Source organism: Gilvibacter sp. CC01 (genome assembly GCF_055755295.1).
The window spans coordinates 2,541,239-2,557,301 of the sequence record NZ_CM146909.1 but is presented as its reverse complement, the minus strand read 5'-3'; the positions used below and the strand labels follow the sequence as shown (position 1 = coordinate 2,557,301).

The following is a 16,063-nucleotide window of genomic DNA, read 5'->3' as shown; positions in this document are numbered from 1 at the left end:
TTTAAGGGATAAGGCCTTTACAATTCCTTAGGACCCAACGGTCGATTTTTAAGGATGAATTGTATTAGAAATCGTCTTTATCCATAAACTGACGGATCTTGCGTTCCTCCCAATTCTTGCCTAAGAGCGGGTTGTAATTGAAAACCTCCATAGCATGACCTATGACTCCCAGTCCCCATCCGCCGATAGGAAATAAAGCCCAGGGGAAATCCGTAGATTTTAAATTCAAGTATATAAAGATGGGCACAAAGATCAGATAGATCGAAAAGTGCACATAGAATCCTTTGATCTTCTCTACGCGTTCCTGCGCCCGCAGATAGCGCTTTTCATTTATAAATTCTTCTTGTAGGTTCATCGTAGTAGCTTTTTGTTTGGTGAGTAGCGGCAAGGCCACTACAAATTCATTGTTCAATTCAGAGATCAAAACCGGTCTGTCAGTGAGCAATTGATAGCGTTGTCTAATATTCTGTAAACCTACACCACTGCTCTTTTTGACCACTTGTTTGGGTTGGATGTTGTTCTTCACAACCAAGGCACCGTCTTGCTCATATATAGTAATGATAAGGCGCTTGCTAGGCGTTACCATATTGTGCTTTACTGCATTCTCAAGAAGCAGTTGCAAACTCAGCGGCACTACCTTGGCCTCTGGGTTCTCTAGTTGCTGCGGAGTGTTGTATTCTATGCTATCCTCAAAGCGCATTTTGAGTAGCGACATATACAGCTGCGCAAATTCGAGCTCTTCTTGCAAGGTCACCAGATCTTTGTTCTTCTGCTCCAAAACGTAGCGATACACCTTAGAGAGCGAAGTGGTGAACTTGGTTGCCGCCCGAGGGTTCTCTTCTATAAGACTGGTCAACACATTCAAACTGTTGAACAGAAAATGCGGGTCTAACTGATTCTTAAGCGCATCGAAGCTGGCTGCCGCAGAACCGGCTATCTTCTTTTGTTCCTTTACCTGACTATCACGTGTCGACTTATAATAATAGAAGGTGTAATAAATGGTCAGCATCACTACGGTGATCAAAAGGGCTACCATATAGTACTCCGGTTTCTCGGAGGCCAGGAATTCTCTAATCGGCTTGCCTTCTAAGATGCTGTGAATAAAAAGACGAATAATAACAATCGCTCCAATGGTGGCTCCCAAGCTCGATAAGATCGACTGGGTTAGATTCTTGGCTTTAAAGAAGTTCTTGCGGTGTTTTTGAAGGTAATAACTAATGATATAGCCATTGAGCACGAACAGCGTGACAGAGTAGATCTGATTGATCGTAAACTCTGTGAGCAATTCGCCAAAGGATTCCATCCGCCATCCTAAGAGATAGCTAATGATCATCAACACGATGAAGATGACAATCCCAAAACCAAAACCGCGTGCGGCTTCTTTAAAGAATCGGTTCATAATTATTGTTTACAAGTTCTTTCTATTACCTCTAGGCCATAGTCCTTTCCGTGCTGCGGATAGAACTCTTCTGTAGCCTCAAAGTTGTCATATAAAAGTATGGCTTTTTGCAAAGCTTCACAGAATTCCGTTGGATCTTGCCCAAAAAAGCGCGCTGTCCCCATATCCCATTCGAGCTTCCCAAAGGCCACTCTAGGGTTCTCTGGAGCCAATTGCTCTGCTTGTTGATAGATCGCTGCGACCTTGGGTGCGTATTGCATGCCGTACTTTTCACCGTCAAAGGCAACCCAAGAGGTATACCACTGCGCTTCTACGACTAAGAGCTCCGGATTGTTCGGGCTAATTCCTTTGGCCAGATTCAAATACTCCTGAGCCTTATTGAGCATAGCCTTACGTTTTTCCAATTCCGGCTGTTGATAGCTCTCTATTGTATTGATAAGGGCTATATAATAAGCCGGCAACCATTGATCTGCCTCTGCTGTAGCAATGCGCTCAAAAATATTCGAGGCCTCCAAAGGCTTGCCACTTTGCCAAGTAGTCAACGCTTTTTCCATTCCTTTTTGGTACTGTGTTTGCCCTGTCCCAGTAAAGACTACGGAGATCATTAAGGCGAGTGTAAATACGATTGTTTGCATGACTGTTGTGATTTATTTGTCGTAAATGTCTGTTGATGTTATAGGGTTTCACAATTTGAATGACCCAATTGTCATTTTTTACTGCTGAAGTGTTATGGCTACCTTAAAGGTTGTCCAATTGATTGTCGGTACCCTTGTCAGAAATGGTCCAAAAGAAGCCCACAAAGAAGAACTGATCGGCTGCCGGACGCAAGGCCCTGCGATCAAACTGCCCGTTTGCATTAGCCGTATTGGCGTACTGATAACCATTGACATTGCGAAAGCCAAGCAGGTTATTGACAGAGAAATACAAGATCTTCTGCTGATCTATCAAATAGGCCCAGTTAAAGCTCAGGCTGTGAAAATCTTTGGTCTGCTCCTGTAAAAACCCCGGTCTATTCAGGTCGGTAAACGGCCTACCACTACCGTATTGATAACTCCATCCCAGTTGACTCTTAAGTTTATCTACCCAGAGTTTAGCCACCACAGAAAGGTTGTGGGTATTGGCAAAGTTCGGAGTCGCGGCTGTTGGAAAATTCTGATACTGTCGCTCGGTATCCAAATAGGAGTAACTCACCCAATAATCCAAATTCTTCACCGAAGTATTGTCGCGCCAAAACAGGTCGAAGCCTTGGGCATAACCATCTCCAGCGTTTGCGAACTGACTCTCAAAGCCCGCCATTTGAGTATCAAAAGTGACTAGGTCTTTGTAATCTTTGCGGTACAATTCAGCTCGGAATATCTTTCCTTCGTGGCTGAACTGATAGTTCAAGATATAGTGCTGGGTCATCTGCGGATCCAAACCAGGCGCAAACTTTAAAAAGTCGCTCCCTACTTGCTGGTAGAAATTTCCGTAGGCTACAGAAAGTTGGCTGTGGTCTCCCATTTTATAGGCCGAGGAGATACGCGGCGCCAGACTGAATCTGTCATTTGCTTGGGTGTATTCACCGCGCAAACCCAGTTTAACGGCAAACTTTTTAGAAAAGATAATATCGCTCTCTGCAAAAGCAGCGCTGATGTTGTTGTTAAATCCATAGGTGGCAGAGAAATCTTGGTTGTTAAAGGTCTCGTCAAAATCGGTCCAGAATTGTTCTGCTCCAAAGGCCAATTTAAACCTGCTGTTAAATCGCTTCCTTAATTTAAGCTTGGTATGCACCGAGTACTCTGTGTTGTCAATGTCGTTGTCTATAACTGTAAGATCGGTTCCGGCCAAAGTTAAACTAGCTCCAAGATCGAGCTTCCAGCCGTTCTCTAAGCGTTGGTAATAGGAACTGTTGGTATACCAATTGCGGTTCTTTAAACTAAAGAAGAGTCCTTCTTCTAAATTGATGTCTTCTTGGGTCAGGCTAAAGTTGGAGTTGTCAAATGCAGTATAGACCTTTAATAGCCCCTGTCCTATCTTGTGTCTGTAAACTGCTTCGCCCGCGAAGGTCTCAAAGGGCTTTTCCCAATCGTTTCTGTCCGGATAGAGCACTAAATAAGGTGCTAAATTAATGTATGAGGCATTTACACTCACAGAACTCTTTTCCCAGAGCTTGGTGTGTCCCAAAGAGCCTCCAACGGTCATAAGGGCAATGTCGGTCTTGTTTTGCAGCGGCTCGTCTATGGTATTGAGCAAGAGCACACTGGAAAGGCCCTGACCAAACTCCGCAGAATACCCTCCGGTAGAAAAGGTGATCCCGTCAAAGAGGAATGGCGAATAGCGCCCGCGAGTAGGTATATTGTTGGTTGTGGGTGTATAGGGTGTAAAAACGCGGATCCCATCGATAAAGATCTGTGTCTCTCCGGCATCGCCTCCGCGCACAAAGAGTCTCCCGTCTTCTGATACCGTTGTGGTTCCGGGTAAGGTTTGAAGCGCCCCTACAAAATCTCCTAAGGCACTGGCCGTGGTAACCACATCTAGCGGTTTTAATACCGAGACCTTAGAGTTATCTCCTGCTTCAAAGGTTCCCGCAGAGAGTACTACAGTTTCCAAGGCGTTGAGATCTTCGCGAAGCTTGAGTTCCAGCTTTTGCATGGACTTTATTTCTACTGTCAATTCCAAGGTCTCAAAACCAATATATGATACCGAAAGTGTTTGCTGTCCGGTCTCTTCGGATTCAAAGCTAAAACTGCCGTCATCGGCTGTAGAGGCTCCGTCATAAGTGCCAACCAAATAAACATTGGCTCCCGCCACTGCGTTCCCGGATGGATCTTTGACCACTCCGCTTATCTGTTGCTGTGCAAAACTGTTGGCTATAAAGCCAAATAATATTAGACTAAGTGTAAGTACAAGTGTGGTTACGACTTTTTGCATCTGCTTGTTTTTTTCTGATTGATGAAACAAAGGTGGGCGCAACTGATGGGGGTTTCTAATTATTTCTACCGAACTGTAAAAAACAGACCCTCAACTGAAAAAGTGGTATCTTTAAGGGTAACCAATTCAAAAAAAGAAATGCGAAAAATTACTCTTGCTTTACTGCTGTGCTTTGCTTACTCAGGAGTCAAAGCGCAAGACACATTCTCTATAGTTGCGGTAGACCCAGCCACTGGCGAAGTAGGTGCTGCAGGCGCCTCTTGTGTAGATGGCGTGGGCGACCTGGGCGGACTTATCGACATTATCAGTGCGATCATTCCAGGGCGTGGTGGCATAAATTCTCAGGCCTATGTTTGTATTCCCAATGTGAATCTGCAAAACGGAATTGCTCAAATGGAAGCCGGAGCTTCTCCGGCGGAGATCATCTCTTGGTTGTTTACCAATGACAGCTTTCCTTGTGGAAGTGGCGGCCCATTTGACGATCCGACCTATCGCCAATACGGAATTGCCGATTTTAATCCAGATACTGGAGTTCCTCGTACCGCTGGCTATACCGGTTCTAGTACAGATGACTACAAAGACGACATTCAAGGAGCTACCTATAGCGTTCAAGGAAACATCTTACTCAACGCTACTGTATTGGAAAACATGGAAGCCAACTTTATAAGCACCACAGGTACTTTAGCAGACAAGCTAATGGCCGCTATGCAAGGCGCGAATTTTGCGGGAGCAGATGCGCGTTGTTTGGATCGTGGGACCTCCTCAACCTCCGCTTTTTTGCAAGTTTACCGTCCGGATGATACTCCTGGAAATCCTTATTTGCGTCTAAACATAGAAGAAATGCCTTTTGGAGAAGAGCCCATTGATTCCTTGCAAACCCTTTATGACGAATTCCTTGCTGTGCAAGACAATGGTTTGGACATGCAATTGCGCGCTTATCCGAATCCGGCCTCTGAATTCGTCACCATTGCCCACAACCCGAATGTGCAGATAGATACTTATACCCTATTTGATATTAGTGGAAAGCGCTTGAATATCACGCCACAGGAATTAGGTCAAGGAAAAGTGAATTTCTCCGTTGCAGATCTGCCTAAAGGTGTATATTTTGTACAGCTCATGGCCGATGGTTACAGACAGACCATCAGCTTTATCCGCTCCTAAGCGACTAACTAAACAATTAGAATATGAGTGATGCTGCTAAGATCAATGCCTATATAGAAAAACACAGCAATTGGAAAGAGGCCTTAAGTGAACTAAGAGCTGTGCTAAAACAGACCGAAGCTGTAGAAACTGTCAAATGGGGAATCCCGACCTACACGGTAAACGGCAAGAATGTTATGGAAATTGGCGCCTTTAAGAATCACTTTGGGCTTTGGTTCTTTAATGGCTCTTTCTTGAGCGATTCTAAAGGTGTGCTTCGCAATGCGCAAGAAGGCAAAACCCGTGGAATGCGGCAACTCAATTGGAATTCATTGGACGAAGTTGACCTTGACTTGGTTCGCACTTACGCCTTAGAAGCCATAGCCAATCAGAAGCAAGGCAAAGGACTTCACGATAAGTACAAGAACTGCTAAACTGCTATGAGCGGTAAAACCTTTAGATCTTCCAGAAGGCAATTTTTTGCCTACCTGAAACGCGCATTTTGGGTGCTTGTGGCTTGGGTGCTTATTAGTATCGTTATGTTCTTTTACGAATACAGCATACTGGCTAGCAACAAAGTTCTCACTTCAGAATACGACTTTCTTTCAAACTTTATTGCGGTCTTGATCATTTCCTGCTCTGCAGGGATCATTGGCGGCTTACTCACCATACATTTAATGGAAAGAGCCTTGCGCAAGTTCTCGTTCTTACAGGCCTTTCTGATAATTTTAGTGATCTACACCATAACTGCATTTTTGGTAAGTGCAGCAGGCACAATTTACTTGCAGGGCCAAAATATGGATCTGCCCTATTTTGACGAAGATGTCATGGAAGAGACCTTTTTCTTCTTTTCCAGTTGGATGTTCATTAAGAATTATCTCATCTGGCTCTTTATTGTTTTAACTACCCTTGTGGTTTTAATGGTCAACGACAGATTCGGGCCTGGAGTCTTTAAAGATTATCTCTTGGGCAAGTACTTTAGGCCAAAACAAGAACGTCGGATCTTTATGTTCGTAGACATTCGCAATGCTACTGGAATAGCCGAACAACTGGGCGAGCGCCAATATTTCAACCTGCTCAAGGATTTTTTTAGAGACATAGCTCCTGCGGTAGTGCACACCTACGGAGAGGTATATCAGTATGTGGGAGACGAAGTGGTGCTAAGTTGGAAGATGAAACGCGGACTTAAGAACGCAAATGCCCTGCGCTGCTTTTACTTGATGCAAGAACTCATAAACAACAAAGCAAGTCGCTACAAAGAGCGCTACGGCTTGGTCCCCGAATTTAAAGTGGGTTATCATTGCGGCAATGTGGTCAGTGGCGAATTAGGACAGATCAAGCGCGAGATCGCCTTTTCTGGCGACGTGCTGAACACTGCCGCTCGAATACAAAGCCAGTGCAACGTCTTTGAGGTTGACATACTTGCCAGTAAGGATTTTACCGAACTCTTAATGCAGCTACCAAATGGCATCCGCAGTAAACCACTAGGGGCTCATCCCTTAAAGGGAAAATCAGAAGATCTGGAGCTCGTCACTTTTACGGAACAGTAATTGATTAAAATCAGCAAAACCATTTATTATGAAATCAGATACATACACCAAAGTAATTCTTACGGTCATTGCCGTTTGCCTAACCGTGAATACCGCCATGAAACTGGAGTTGGTCCCCTCCGCCTATGCAAACAACGACCTCAATGAATTAAAGCCTCACAACCAATTCGGTTTGGTACCGCTCAATGAAGACGGCCTGGTAGAAGTTAGCATAAAAGATGTTAACACCTATGATGAACTCTATGTGAATCTGCGCGGTGTTGATACCTCAGAAGAGGTGAATATCAATATCAAAAGCATTGATACTTCGGATGAGTTAGATGTAAATATTGACGAACTAGGCGGAAGTTGGCTCAACCCGGGAGGCCCTCTTAAGGTTCAGATTCAGAACTAGTTATACATTAATAACGCTATTTTCTTGTTGAATGCTGTAACAAACTATAGCCAATGCTAACAAACTTATGAAGTTGTTTTACTTTTGATTTCTTAAGAGATTTAAGGAAATAACAAACTTCTAACACTAACAATCAACCTTTGGATCAAAGCCTGGAACATAGTTTTGTAAAACAGCTCGAGGAGCATCAAAACGTGGTTCATAAAATATGTCGTCTGTACACCCGTAATCAGGATGCGCATAACGACCTATTTCAGGAGATCACTATACAATTATGGAAGGCGTATCCTAAGTTTCGTGGCGATGCAAAATTCAGTACTTGGATGTATCGTGTAGCTCTGAATACAGCAATTACCTTATACCGTAAGAATAAGAAGGGTGTAGCGACTCAGGAGTTCGAAGGAGTTAGTTTTAAGATCGCGTCGGAGAAGTATGATGACACTGTTGAACAACAGTTAAAGCTGATGTATACCGCCGTAAAAGACTTGAACGATATTGACAAGGCCTTGGTGTTCTTGTATCTGGAAGACAAGTCGTATCGTGAAATCTCTGAGACCATGGGTATTTCAGAAGTTAATGCAAGAGTAAAAATGAACAGAATAAAGGAAAAGTTGCGTAAAATCTTAAATCCGTAGAAATTATGGATCAACTCGAACTTTTAAAACAGCAGTGGCAAGCCCGGGAGCAAGAGCTTCCTAAGCTTAGTTTTGATGAGATCTATCCGATGATCTTGAAGAAGTCTTCTTCTGTTACGAAATGGATCTTGATCGCCAGTGTGATAGAGATCGCTATTTGGATAGGTCTTAATTTTATAATGCCAGAATCGAGTAAAACGATAAATCAAGGGATGGGCCTAAACCGAGTCTTTACCTTGGTCAATGTTATACATTACACCATTTTTGCCGGCTTCATTTATTTGTTCTACCGCAACTACCAAGCGATAAACAGCACCGATACCATTAAAGAACTTATGTGGAAGATACTAAAGACCCGCCGCACGGTTCGCTATTTTGTCTACTACAATATCGGTACTTCTATACTGACCCTATTTGCCGTAAACATCTATTACTATTTTAACAAAGAACTGCTTTACGAACTCATGAAATCTACCTTTACCGATGGTTTCGCCGAGTTAGATTTGGCCACCTTTACCAGTGTGTTCTTTGTTTCACAGATTGTGGTGGGTATTCTATTTATTGCCTTTATTGCCTTGATCTACTATCTGGTCTATGGCCTGATGCTGCGCCGACTCAAGCGCAATTATGTGGAATTAAAGAAAATGGAAGTCTAGAGGATTAATCCTGACGGTAGCGACGCTTCTTGTTCAACTCTTCTGCCTGCGCGAGTTCTTCTTGAGGAATCACCTTTAAGAAAGATGGATGTTGCTCTATAGCGTATTGCAACTTCTCTACGATCTCGTCTACAGATTCGTTTTCGTAATCGATCTCTAAAGGCTCTTTGATCACCATAGATTGCAGGATATTACGCTTTTTGATACGCAAGCCCTTGCGGTCAAAAGACCGTCTAAAACCGTCTATAACTATAGGTACAACCAAAGGTTTATTCTGCTTAATGATATGGGCTGTTCCACGGCGAATAGGCTTCCAAGGTTTGGTAGTTCCCTGCGGAAAGGTGATCACCCAACCGTCTTGCAGGGCAACGGAAATATTGTTTACATCGCTGAGTTTTACTTGCCTGTTGATCTCTTTCCCCTTTTCGCGCCAGGTCCGCTCGATGCTCACCGAACCAGTATAGGCCAAAATCTTAGGTAAAAGGCCAGCACTCATGGTCTCTTTTGCTGCGACAAAATAAAGATTCAATTTGGGCTGCCAGAGATAACCGATGTTCTTGATACTGTCTACACGCCCACTAAGGCTTGCGTTGAAAACATGGAACATGGCTACCACGTCTGCAAAATAAGTCTGGTGATTCGATACAAAGAGCACGTTAGTATCGGGTAGCTCTTTGATGATCTCTGAGCCTTCTATCTGTAATTCGTTAAAACCTTTGAAACGGCGGTGTGTCATAGCTCCGAGAATACGGATCAACCAACGTTTAATGAATAGAATATGTCCGAATGGATTTCGCTTAAAAAGCCCCATGTACTATTATTTGCCCGGCAAAGATACAAAAATGCGCTCCTAACTACAGCTGCTTTAACAGCTCTCTCACCTCATTGAGCATCATGGCGGTGGCTCCCCAGACAATATGTCCGTTGAGCTCAAAGGCAGGAACTTTGATTTTATGCGCATAAGAAGTTGATAATATGCGTGTTGTCAATCTGTCGTCCGAAAGGAACTGCGGCAAGTCCACCTCAACTAAGGCATCCACCTCAGATTCTTGTAAGCTAAATTCTGGAGTCGATTCAGCCAGTCCCATATACGGATGCACATAAAAATTACTCGGCGGAATATAAACATGAGTCAACTCTTTAAGCACCTTGATCTGATGCGTAGGCACGCCGATCTCCTCTTCGGTCTCTCGCAAAGCCGTTTGCATTAGATTCTCGTCTTGCTTTTCATAACTACCTCCAGGGAACCCGATCTGGGCAGAATGCACACCTTTATATGTTTTTCTGAGGATGAGCGCAAAGCGGGTCTGCACCTGAGCGTCTGGATAAAAAAGAACCATTACTCCTGCCCTACGCGCAGATTGGGCCTCTATAGCCTTGCGTTTTAATTCTTGCAGACGCTCTAATGGTGCCATTTTTAATTGCGCGGCCTCTCCGGGGAGTGGCATCTGCTGAACTTTTGATATTTTTGAGGCGAATTGAGAAAAATCCATAGCATGCGATTCCTGTTGCTCTTTTTTGCGCTTTTGACCCTTACGGCTTGTGAAGATACTAAAAAACAATCCGAGGCTAATACCCCATCCGCAGTAAGTAAAAAGGTAGACACCACGGCGAAAAAGCCTGAGAAAATCGAAACGAAAGACCTGCGAACTCAGGCACTTCCCCTGCTAACCGAAGCGACGGCAGACAGTATCTTAAGAGCTTATGGAAAGGAAAACCCGGAGACTCGAGCAAAGATCACTACCAAATACGGTGAAATAGAAATCGAACTCTTTAAAGACACACCTGTGCACCGCGCAAACTTTGTCTACCTCGTCAAAGAAGGATATTTTAACAACACTTACTTTCACAGAGTAGTGCCTAATTTTATCATTCAAGCCGGCAACAGTGACAATGCCGACACCAATCGCAAACGGGCTAAAATTGGTAAATACAGACTTTCTGCCGAGCTGGAGAACGGGCGAAAACACAAACGAGGCACCATTTCTGGGGCTAAATGGTATAGAGAGAATCCGGATAATAAATCCGCAGCCTATGAATTCTTTATCTTTTTAGGACCGGAAAAAAGTACCGGACATTTGAACAATAAATACACCATTTTTGGGCAGGTCACCAAGGGAATGGACGTGGTAGATACTATTGCCAACCTCCCTGCAGACGAAGGCGAATGGCCGCTCAACAATGTTTATATAAGTATTGAACTTTTGGATTAGTGTTGTTTTCCCTGCGGATAGAAACTGGGCAGGGTCAACTTAAAGACCACAGCAATTAATCTTACTGTAATTATCACTCCGGCCGCTAGGCTAAATTGCAACCAGGCTGGGAAGTTGCCGTATTCTGAAGCAAAGAACACCACACCTCCGGCAATACATGCCGTAGCGTAGATCTCCTTTCTAAAGATTATTGGGATCTCATTGCACAAGATATCTCGGATCACACCACCAAAGCTAGCACTCAAGGTACCCAGTATGATACAAATGATCGGGTGAAAATCCGCAGCGATACCCTTTTGAATACCAACCAAAGTGTACAAGGCAATTCCAATGGTGTCAAACAAGAATAAGGAACGTCGCAAATAGCTCAAACGCGATCGGAAAATAATTGCAAAAACAGCGGCTCCGGCTATGGTGTAGATATACATCAGATCATACATCCAAAATACTGGGGCGTCCATAAGCAGATCGCGCACTGTGCCACCACCTACAGAGGTCACAAAGGCAATAATAAAGATCCCGAAAGGATCCAAACCTTTTTTCATGGCCGTCAAGACTCCGGATATGGCAAAGGCAACGGTTCCTAAAAGATCCACCCACAAGAGCAAACTCATAAACGCTGGGTATAGTAGTTGTAATCCTTAAGTACCGTATCTATATACTGGCGGTCGTAGAGGTCTGAATTACTACCGATTATAGTTTCCACTTTAACGCGCAACAAATTCAAGGTCTTGTAGTCGTTAGAGCGCACCGCAATGCGAAAGGTCTCTTTAATAAGACGAGCGTCTTTATCTGTAAGCTGGGTTACCGTAGTGAATTGCGGGGTGTATTCTTGTTCAATCTCTTCTAAAATAGTACTGCTAATATTGTACCGCTTTTTAGTGCTTATAACCACTGTACCAGCAGCCGAATCACCAATGCGCTGATGCTTATCACTAAAGATCATGGTCAATATTCCAATGGCAGGAAAGACCCAAAGATCAACTAAGCGCATCATCCATCGAACCATATAATTAGACCAATGCACCGGAGACCCGTCTATTTTCACCACGCGGATCTGCAAACACATCTTCCCCACCGTACGGCCGTTAAAGAGAATATGCATATACAATGAGTAGAACATTACCGGTAATAGCAAGAGGGACTGCAAGCCAAAAATAGACCAATCATCTGCGAACATACGGTCAAAGAGTTGACTCACTTGACTCAAGATGTAGAAGTACAGAAAAAAGATCACAAAATCAATAAGCACGGCCAGAATGCGCTCGCCTGCACTGGCCACGGTATAACCTAAATTTACGTTCTGGGTAGTGCTAATTTGTAAGTTTGCCATTTGCTTGCAAGTGCTTATCTTTAAGAAAAAAATTACTGAATGCGCGAGGCGGCTTTTGTTAAGCAAAATAAAGAAAAATGGATCGCTTTTGAAAAGGCAATCGCACTTAAGTCGCAGATCAATCCAGATACGCTGGCAGATCATTACATTCATTTGACCAACGATTTGGCCTACGCCCAGACCTACTATCCGGAGTCTAAAACCCTACAGTACCTCAATTCCTTAACTGCCCAAGCGCATCAGCAGATATACAAGAACAAAAAAGAAGACAAGAACAGAGTCATTAGTTTTTGGAAAGAGGAGTTCCCGCTCTTTTTCTATCAGCATCAACGTACGCTGCTCTATGCCTTTCTCGTCTTTGCAGTGGCCATATTTATTGGAGCGATAAGCAGTTTATACGACGACACTTTTGTACGCCTTATTTTGGGCGATCGTTATGTGAACGAAACCTTGAACAACATCGAGAGCGGCAACCCAACGGCCATTTACGGCAGTGGAAGTAACTGGGGAACCTTTTTGGCTATAACCGTCAATAATATTCGGGTGTCTATCTTGGCATTTGCCTTTGGGGTCATTACTTCTGTGGGCAGTGCCTATATCTTGTTCACTAACGGAGTCATGGTGGGCGCCTTTTTTACCATGTTTGCCAACAATGAGGTTTTTTGGCAAGCCTCTAAGAACATCATGTTACACGGAGCCATTGAGCTTTCTGTAATTGTGGTAGCGGGCTGCGCCGGGATGGTAATGGGTAACGGGATCTTATTCCCCAAGACCTTTTCTAGAAGATTGTCTTTTACCCGAGCCGCCAAGGACGGACTCAAAATAGTGGTCAGCACCTTTCCGTTCTTTATTATAGCGGGATTTATAGAAGGCTTTATTACGCGATACAACAATATGCCAGTTTGGCTAGCTCTGGTGATCATTGGTGGTTCTTTTGCCTTGATCATCTTTTATTATATCATTTACCCGATCCAACTCCACAGATCCCATGCAGCAAGATAAAGTAGAGTTTAGACAGAAGCTTGATTTTGGCCAGCTCATTTCGTATTTCTTTGATTTCGTAAAAGTCAACTGGAAAGATTTCAGCAATATTTTCTTGCGTTATAACGGTTGGTTCATGCTTGTCTTTATTGGAGTGAGTTATTTAATGGTCTCTGGTTATTTTGGAGTGATTAGTGGACTAGGAATCTATACAGAAGGTAGGAATACAGACAGCTATGCGGCCATGGCCGGTTTTGGGGTAATTCTTTATTTGCTGATGCTCTTATTGGTCGGAGCCGTGAACTACGGCCTTAGTTCGGCCTATATGTCGGTGTATTTTATGCGCGATAATACCGAGACACCAATAGACGGCAAAGAAGTGTGGCGATTGCTTAAAAAACGCTCCGGTAGTCTGGCCGTTTTTATGATCTTATTGGTGCTGCTGTTTATCGGATGGTTTATCCTTTTTGTCATTGTGAATTTTATTCCGGTACTCGGTTTTTTTGTTGGATATGCGATCTTGTTCATGCTCGTGGCATGGGCGGGTGTATCGTGTATGGCAATGATACACGAAGATCTAGGGCCTGCAGACGCTTTGGGCGTTGGCTGGAACTTGGTCATGTCCAGCTTTTGGAAATGTGTTGGGGTAAACTTTGTCATGGGGCTTATCATAGGTTTTCTGCGGATAGCTATCTTGAGCATTCCCATGATCATAGCCGGAGTGGTATTCTATCATGCCGTGAACGAACAAAGCGCACAAATGACAGACAGCATCGTGACTATTATTTGGACGCTGTTCTTATCTATAGCAACCTTGGTTTCTATCTATGCACAGGCAATAAGTCAATTCATGAACGCCGGCCTGTACCTCTCCCTGCAAGAAACCAAGACCAATACATTTTTACGCACCAAAATTGAACAGATTGGCGTTGGGGAATAAACAGCTCATATTCTTACTCTTACTCGTTTTGCCTTTGCTTTCTTTTGGGCAACAGCAAGCTACGCCTATTACTTATGATAACGAGCCAATGGAAGCCCGCAGCTTTGACGGCGAGTTACAAGATAAATACAGCGGTAGCAGTTTTAATTATGAAGAAGGTGGCGGAACCGGTGAGAATCTCATCGGTCGAGTAATTGGTGGATTCTTAGAATGGTTAGCAGAGCTCTTTGGAGTGGAATTGAGTCCAGAAACCTATAAGGTGGTAGAAACAATACTTTACGTATTGCTTATTGCTGTAGGTTTATATTTGATGGTGCGCTTGCTTTTAGGGCAACAGGCCACAGCTTTCTTTGGAGGCAATAATACGGCTTTAGCGCCCATGCGCACCCAAGAAGAAGACCTGACTCAAATTGACTTACAGGCCCTGATAAACGAGGCCTTACAACAAGGAGATTTTCGTTTAGCCGTGCGTTATCTATTTTTAAAAAGCCTCAAGGACCTTTCTGGAAAAAGGCTCATCGACTGGCATTTTGAAAAGACTAATAACGACTACCTCAATGAATTGGAATCCGTAGAAATAAAAACGGAATTTCGCGCAGTGAGCAGGCTTTACGACTATGTGTGGTATGGTGAATTTCCCATAGATCAACAGCGTTTTGATCAGGCGCAGCAGCGTTTTGAACAACTCCAAAAAATCATTGCACGCCATGGATAAACGCTCTAAACGCATACTGGCGGCCTTTGGTATTGCCCTGGTTGTACTAATGGTCGTAGAGATCATGCGGCCAAAACCGCTGGATTGGTCCCCTAATTATACAACAACGGCCAAGTCCCCGCTTGGGGCTCATGTCACTTTCGAAGAACTGCCTAGTTTCTTCAATACTGAGCTTAAACGGGTTACAGAAGATCCCTTTGAATTCTTGCAACGCACAGAATTCGGCTCTGGGGAACTCTATTTCTTTGTCAACTCGCGTTTGAATCTAGATGATAACCAAGTGGATCGTTTGCTGCAATTCGCAGAAGCAGGAAACACGGTCTTTCTGTCTGCCACTTATTTTGGAGAGCCGCTGGAGGACACACTCAAAATAGCGCTTTCTAGCGAGTATACCTTTAGAGAAGCCGAGATCCGTCCGCAGTTATACAACGACAATCTCAAACTAAAGCAGCGACCGATTTTCCAAAAGACGGTGATCCCAGTTCAATTCACCGAGATAGACACCCTCAACACCACAGTTTTGGGTTATATGGATGTGGTGAACAAGAAATTGGTCACCGAAGAACGCGAAGAAGGCCTACTGAATTTCATTAGAGTTCCTGTGGGCAAGGGCGCTTTTTATTTACATACCCTACCACAGGCCTTTAGCAACTATTATATGTTAGATGAGCACCAGACCTACGCGGAAGCGGTGCTCTCCTATCTTGATCCGGAAAAGGTCTATTGGGATGAACACCTCAAGGCCGGACGCGTATTTATTGGTAGTCCGCTGCGTTATGTGTTGAATCAGCCGGGACTGAAATGGGCATATTATTTAGCCTTGCTCGGGTTGTTAATGTTCGTATTAGTTAGAGCCAAACGAGAACAAAGAATGATTCCCTTGGTGGAACCCCTGCGCAACGACAGTAAGGATTTTACTGCTACCATAGGCAATCTGCATTTTCAATACAAGAATTACAGTAATATCATAGCCAAGCGCATCACCTACTTTTTAGAAAGAGTGCGTTCGGATTATTTTTTAAATACTGAGGAGCTAGACCAGGCTTTTACAGATCGACTGGCCAGTAAAAGTGGAAATAGCAAAGAAGACACTCAAAAACTAATTGGGCTAATCAATAGCCTAAAAGGAAAAAGTTTACATACAGAGTCCGATCTTATTCGACTCAATAAAGCATTAGAGAATTTTTATAAATAAGC

At 43.7% G+C, this 16,063-nt stretch carries 18 protein-coding genes; 11 read left to right on the top strand and 7 right to left on the bottom strand.

Features of this window, described 5'->3' with window-relative positions; all coding sequences use genetic code 11:
- Positions 1-64 precede the first annotated feature (64 nt).
- The 3 genes from AC0J2F_RS12150 to AC0J2F_RS12140 all read right to left on the bottom strand — a co-directional run bounded on the left by AC0J2F_RS12150 (position 65) and on the right by AC0J2F_RS12140 (position 4,309).
- Positions 65-1,399, bottom strand: a complete 1,335-nt coding sequence (locus tag AC0J2F_RS12150) for a 2TM domain-containing protein (protein WP_473007879.1) — start codon at positions 1,397-1,399, stop codon at positions 65-67.
- 2 nt (positions 1,400-1,401) lie between these two features.
- Complete coding sequence (locus tag AC0J2F_RS12145) at positions 1,402-2,034, bottom strand: hypothetical protein (RefSeq protein WP_473007878.1); 633 nt, start codon at positions 2,032-2,034, stop codon at positions 1,402-1,404.
- A gap of 103 nt (positions 2,035-2,137) precedes the next feature.
- Positions 2,138-4,309: a TonB-dependent receptor gene (locus AC0J2F_RS12140; RefSeq protein ID WP_473007877.1), complete on the bottom strand. Its 2,172-nt coding sequence runs from the start codon at positions 4,307-4,309 to the stop codon at positions 2,138-2,140.
- A 138-nt stretch (positions 4,310-4,447) separates the two neighbouring features.
- Between AC0J2F_RS12140 and AC0J2F_RS12135 the strand changes: the two genes are divergently transcribed.
- The 6 genes from AC0J2F_RS12135 (at position 4,448) to AC0J2F_RS12110 (ending at position 8,684) form a co-directional block, all read left to right on the top strand.
- Positions 4,448-5,470 carry a DUF1028 domain-containing protein gene (locus AC0J2F_RS12135; protein ID WP_473007876.1) on the top strand — a complete coding sequence of 341 codons (1,023 nt, stop codon included), beginning with the start codon at positions 4,448-4,450 and terminating at the stop codon, positions 5,468-5,470.
- 23 nt (positions 5,471-5,493) lie between these two features.
- The gene (locus AC0J2F_RS12130; RefSeq protein WP_473007875.1) at positions 5,494-5,883 is read left to right on the top strand and encodes a DUF1801 domain-containing protein; all 390 of its coding nucleotides are present in this window, start codon (positions 5,494-5,496) and stop codon (positions 5,881-5,883) included.
- 6 nt (positions 5,884-5,889) lie between these two features.
- Positions 5,890-6,999: an adenylate/guanylate cyclase domain-containing protein gene (locus AC0J2F_RS12125; protein ID WP_473007874.1), complete on the top strand. Its 1,110-nt coding sequence runs from the start codon at positions 5,890-5,892 to the stop codon at positions 6,997-6,999.
- A 28-nt stretch (positions 7,000-7,027) separates the two neighbouring features.
- Positions 7,028-7,393: a hypothetical protein gene (locus AC0J2F_RS12120; RefSeq protein WP_087522883.1), complete on the top strand. Its 366-nt coding sequence runs from the start codon at positions 7,028-7,030 to the stop codon at positions 7,391-7,393.
- Between the two features lie 140 nt (positions 7,394-7,533).
- A complete protein-coding gene (locus AC0J2F_RS12115; protein WP_473007873.1) occupies positions 7,534-8,028 on the top strand; it encodes an RNA polymerase sigma factor in 495 nt (164 codons plus the stop codon).
- A gap of 5 nt (positions 8,029-8,033) precedes the next feature.
- The gene (locus AC0J2F_RS12110; protein ID WP_473007872.1) at positions 8,034-8,684 is read left to right on the top strand and encodes a hypothetical protein; all 651 of its coding nucleotides are present in this window, start codon (positions 8,034-8,036) and stop codon (positions 8,682-8,684) included.
- 4 nt (positions 8,685-8,688) lie between these two features.
- Here the strand turns inward: AC0J2F_RS12110 and AC0J2F_RS12105 are convergent, their stop codons facing one another.
- Entirely contained in the window at positions 8,689-9,495 is an 807-nt protein-coding gene (locus AC0J2F_RS12105; protein WP_473007871.1) for a lysophospholipid acyltransferase family protein, read from the bottom strand.
- Positions 9,496-9,538: 43 nt separating this feature from the next.
- Positions 9,539-10,132 carry an NUDIX hydrolase gene (locus AC0J2F_RS12100; RefSeq protein ID WP_374959514.1) on the bottom strand — a complete coding sequence of 198 codons (594 nt, stop codon included), beginning with the start codon at positions 10,130-10,132 and terminating at the stop codon, positions 9,539-9,541.
- A gap of 48 nt (positions 10,133-10,180) precedes the next feature.
- Here AC0J2F_RS12100 and AC0J2F_RS12095 point away from each other — a divergent pair, with 48 nt between their 5' ends.
- The gene (locus tag AC0J2F_RS12095) at positions 10,181-10,897 is read left to right on the top strand and encodes a peptidylprolyl isomerase (protein ID WP_473007870.1); all 717 of its coding nucleotides are present in this window, start codon (positions 10,181-10,183) and stop codon (positions 10,895-10,897) included.
- On the opposite strand, the gene AC0J2F_RS12090 is transcribed toward AC0J2F_RS12095, so the two are convergent.
- Positions 10,894-11,511 carry a trimeric intracellular cation channel family protein gene (locus tag AC0J2F_RS12090; RefSeq protein WP_374959512.1) on the bottom strand — a complete coding sequence of 206 codons (618 nt, stop codon included), beginning with the start codon at positions 11,509-11,511 and terminating at the stop codon, positions 10,894-10,896. The genes AC0J2F_RS12095 and AC0J2F_RS12090 overlap by 4 nt on opposite strands.
- A complete protein-coding gene (locus tag AC0J2F_RS12085) occupies positions 11,508-12,230 on the bottom strand; it encodes an RDD family protein (protein ID WP_374959511.1) in 723 nt (240 codons plus the stop codon). Before AC0J2F_RS12085 ends, AC0J2F_RS12090 begins: the two co-directional genes overlap by 4 nt.
- A gap of 39 nt (positions 12,231-12,269) precedes the next feature.
- On the opposite strand from AC0J2F_RS12085, the gene AC0J2F_RS12080 reads away from it, so the two are divergent.
- From AC0J2F_RS12080 to AC0J2F_RS12065, 4 genes are read left to right on the top strand one after another with little or no spacing between them, the layout of a single operon-like run.
- On the top strand, positions 12,270-13,232 hold the full coding sequence (locus AC0J2F_RS12080; protein WP_473007869.1) for a stage II sporulation protein M: 963 nt from the start codon (positions 12,270-12,272) through the stop codon (positions 13,230-13,232).
- Positions 13,219-14,151: a hypothetical protein gene (locus tag AC0J2F_RS12075; RefSeq protein WP_473007868.1), complete on the top strand. Its 933-nt coding sequence runs from the start codon at positions 13,219-13,221 to the stop codon at positions 14,149-14,151. The genes AC0J2F_RS12080 and AC0J2F_RS12075 overlap by 14 nt, the downstream gene beginning before the upstream one ends.
- The gene (locus tag AC0J2F_RS12070; protein WP_473007867.1) at positions 14,141-14,866 is read left to right on the top strand and encodes a DUF4129 domain-containing protein; all 726 of its coding nucleotides are present in this window, start codon (positions 14,141-14,143) and stop codon (positions 14,864-14,866) included. The genes AC0J2F_RS12075 and AC0J2F_RS12070 overlap by 11 nt, the downstream gene beginning before the upstream one ends.
- Entirely contained in the window at positions 14,859-16,061 is a 1,203-nt protein-coding gene (locus AC0J2F_RS12065) for a DUF4350 domain-containing protein (RefSeq protein ID WP_473007866.1), read from the top strand. The genes AC0J2F_RS12070 and AC0J2F_RS12065 overlap by 8 nt, the downstream gene beginning before the upstream one ends.
- Positions 16,062-16,063: the final 2 nt, after the last annotated feature.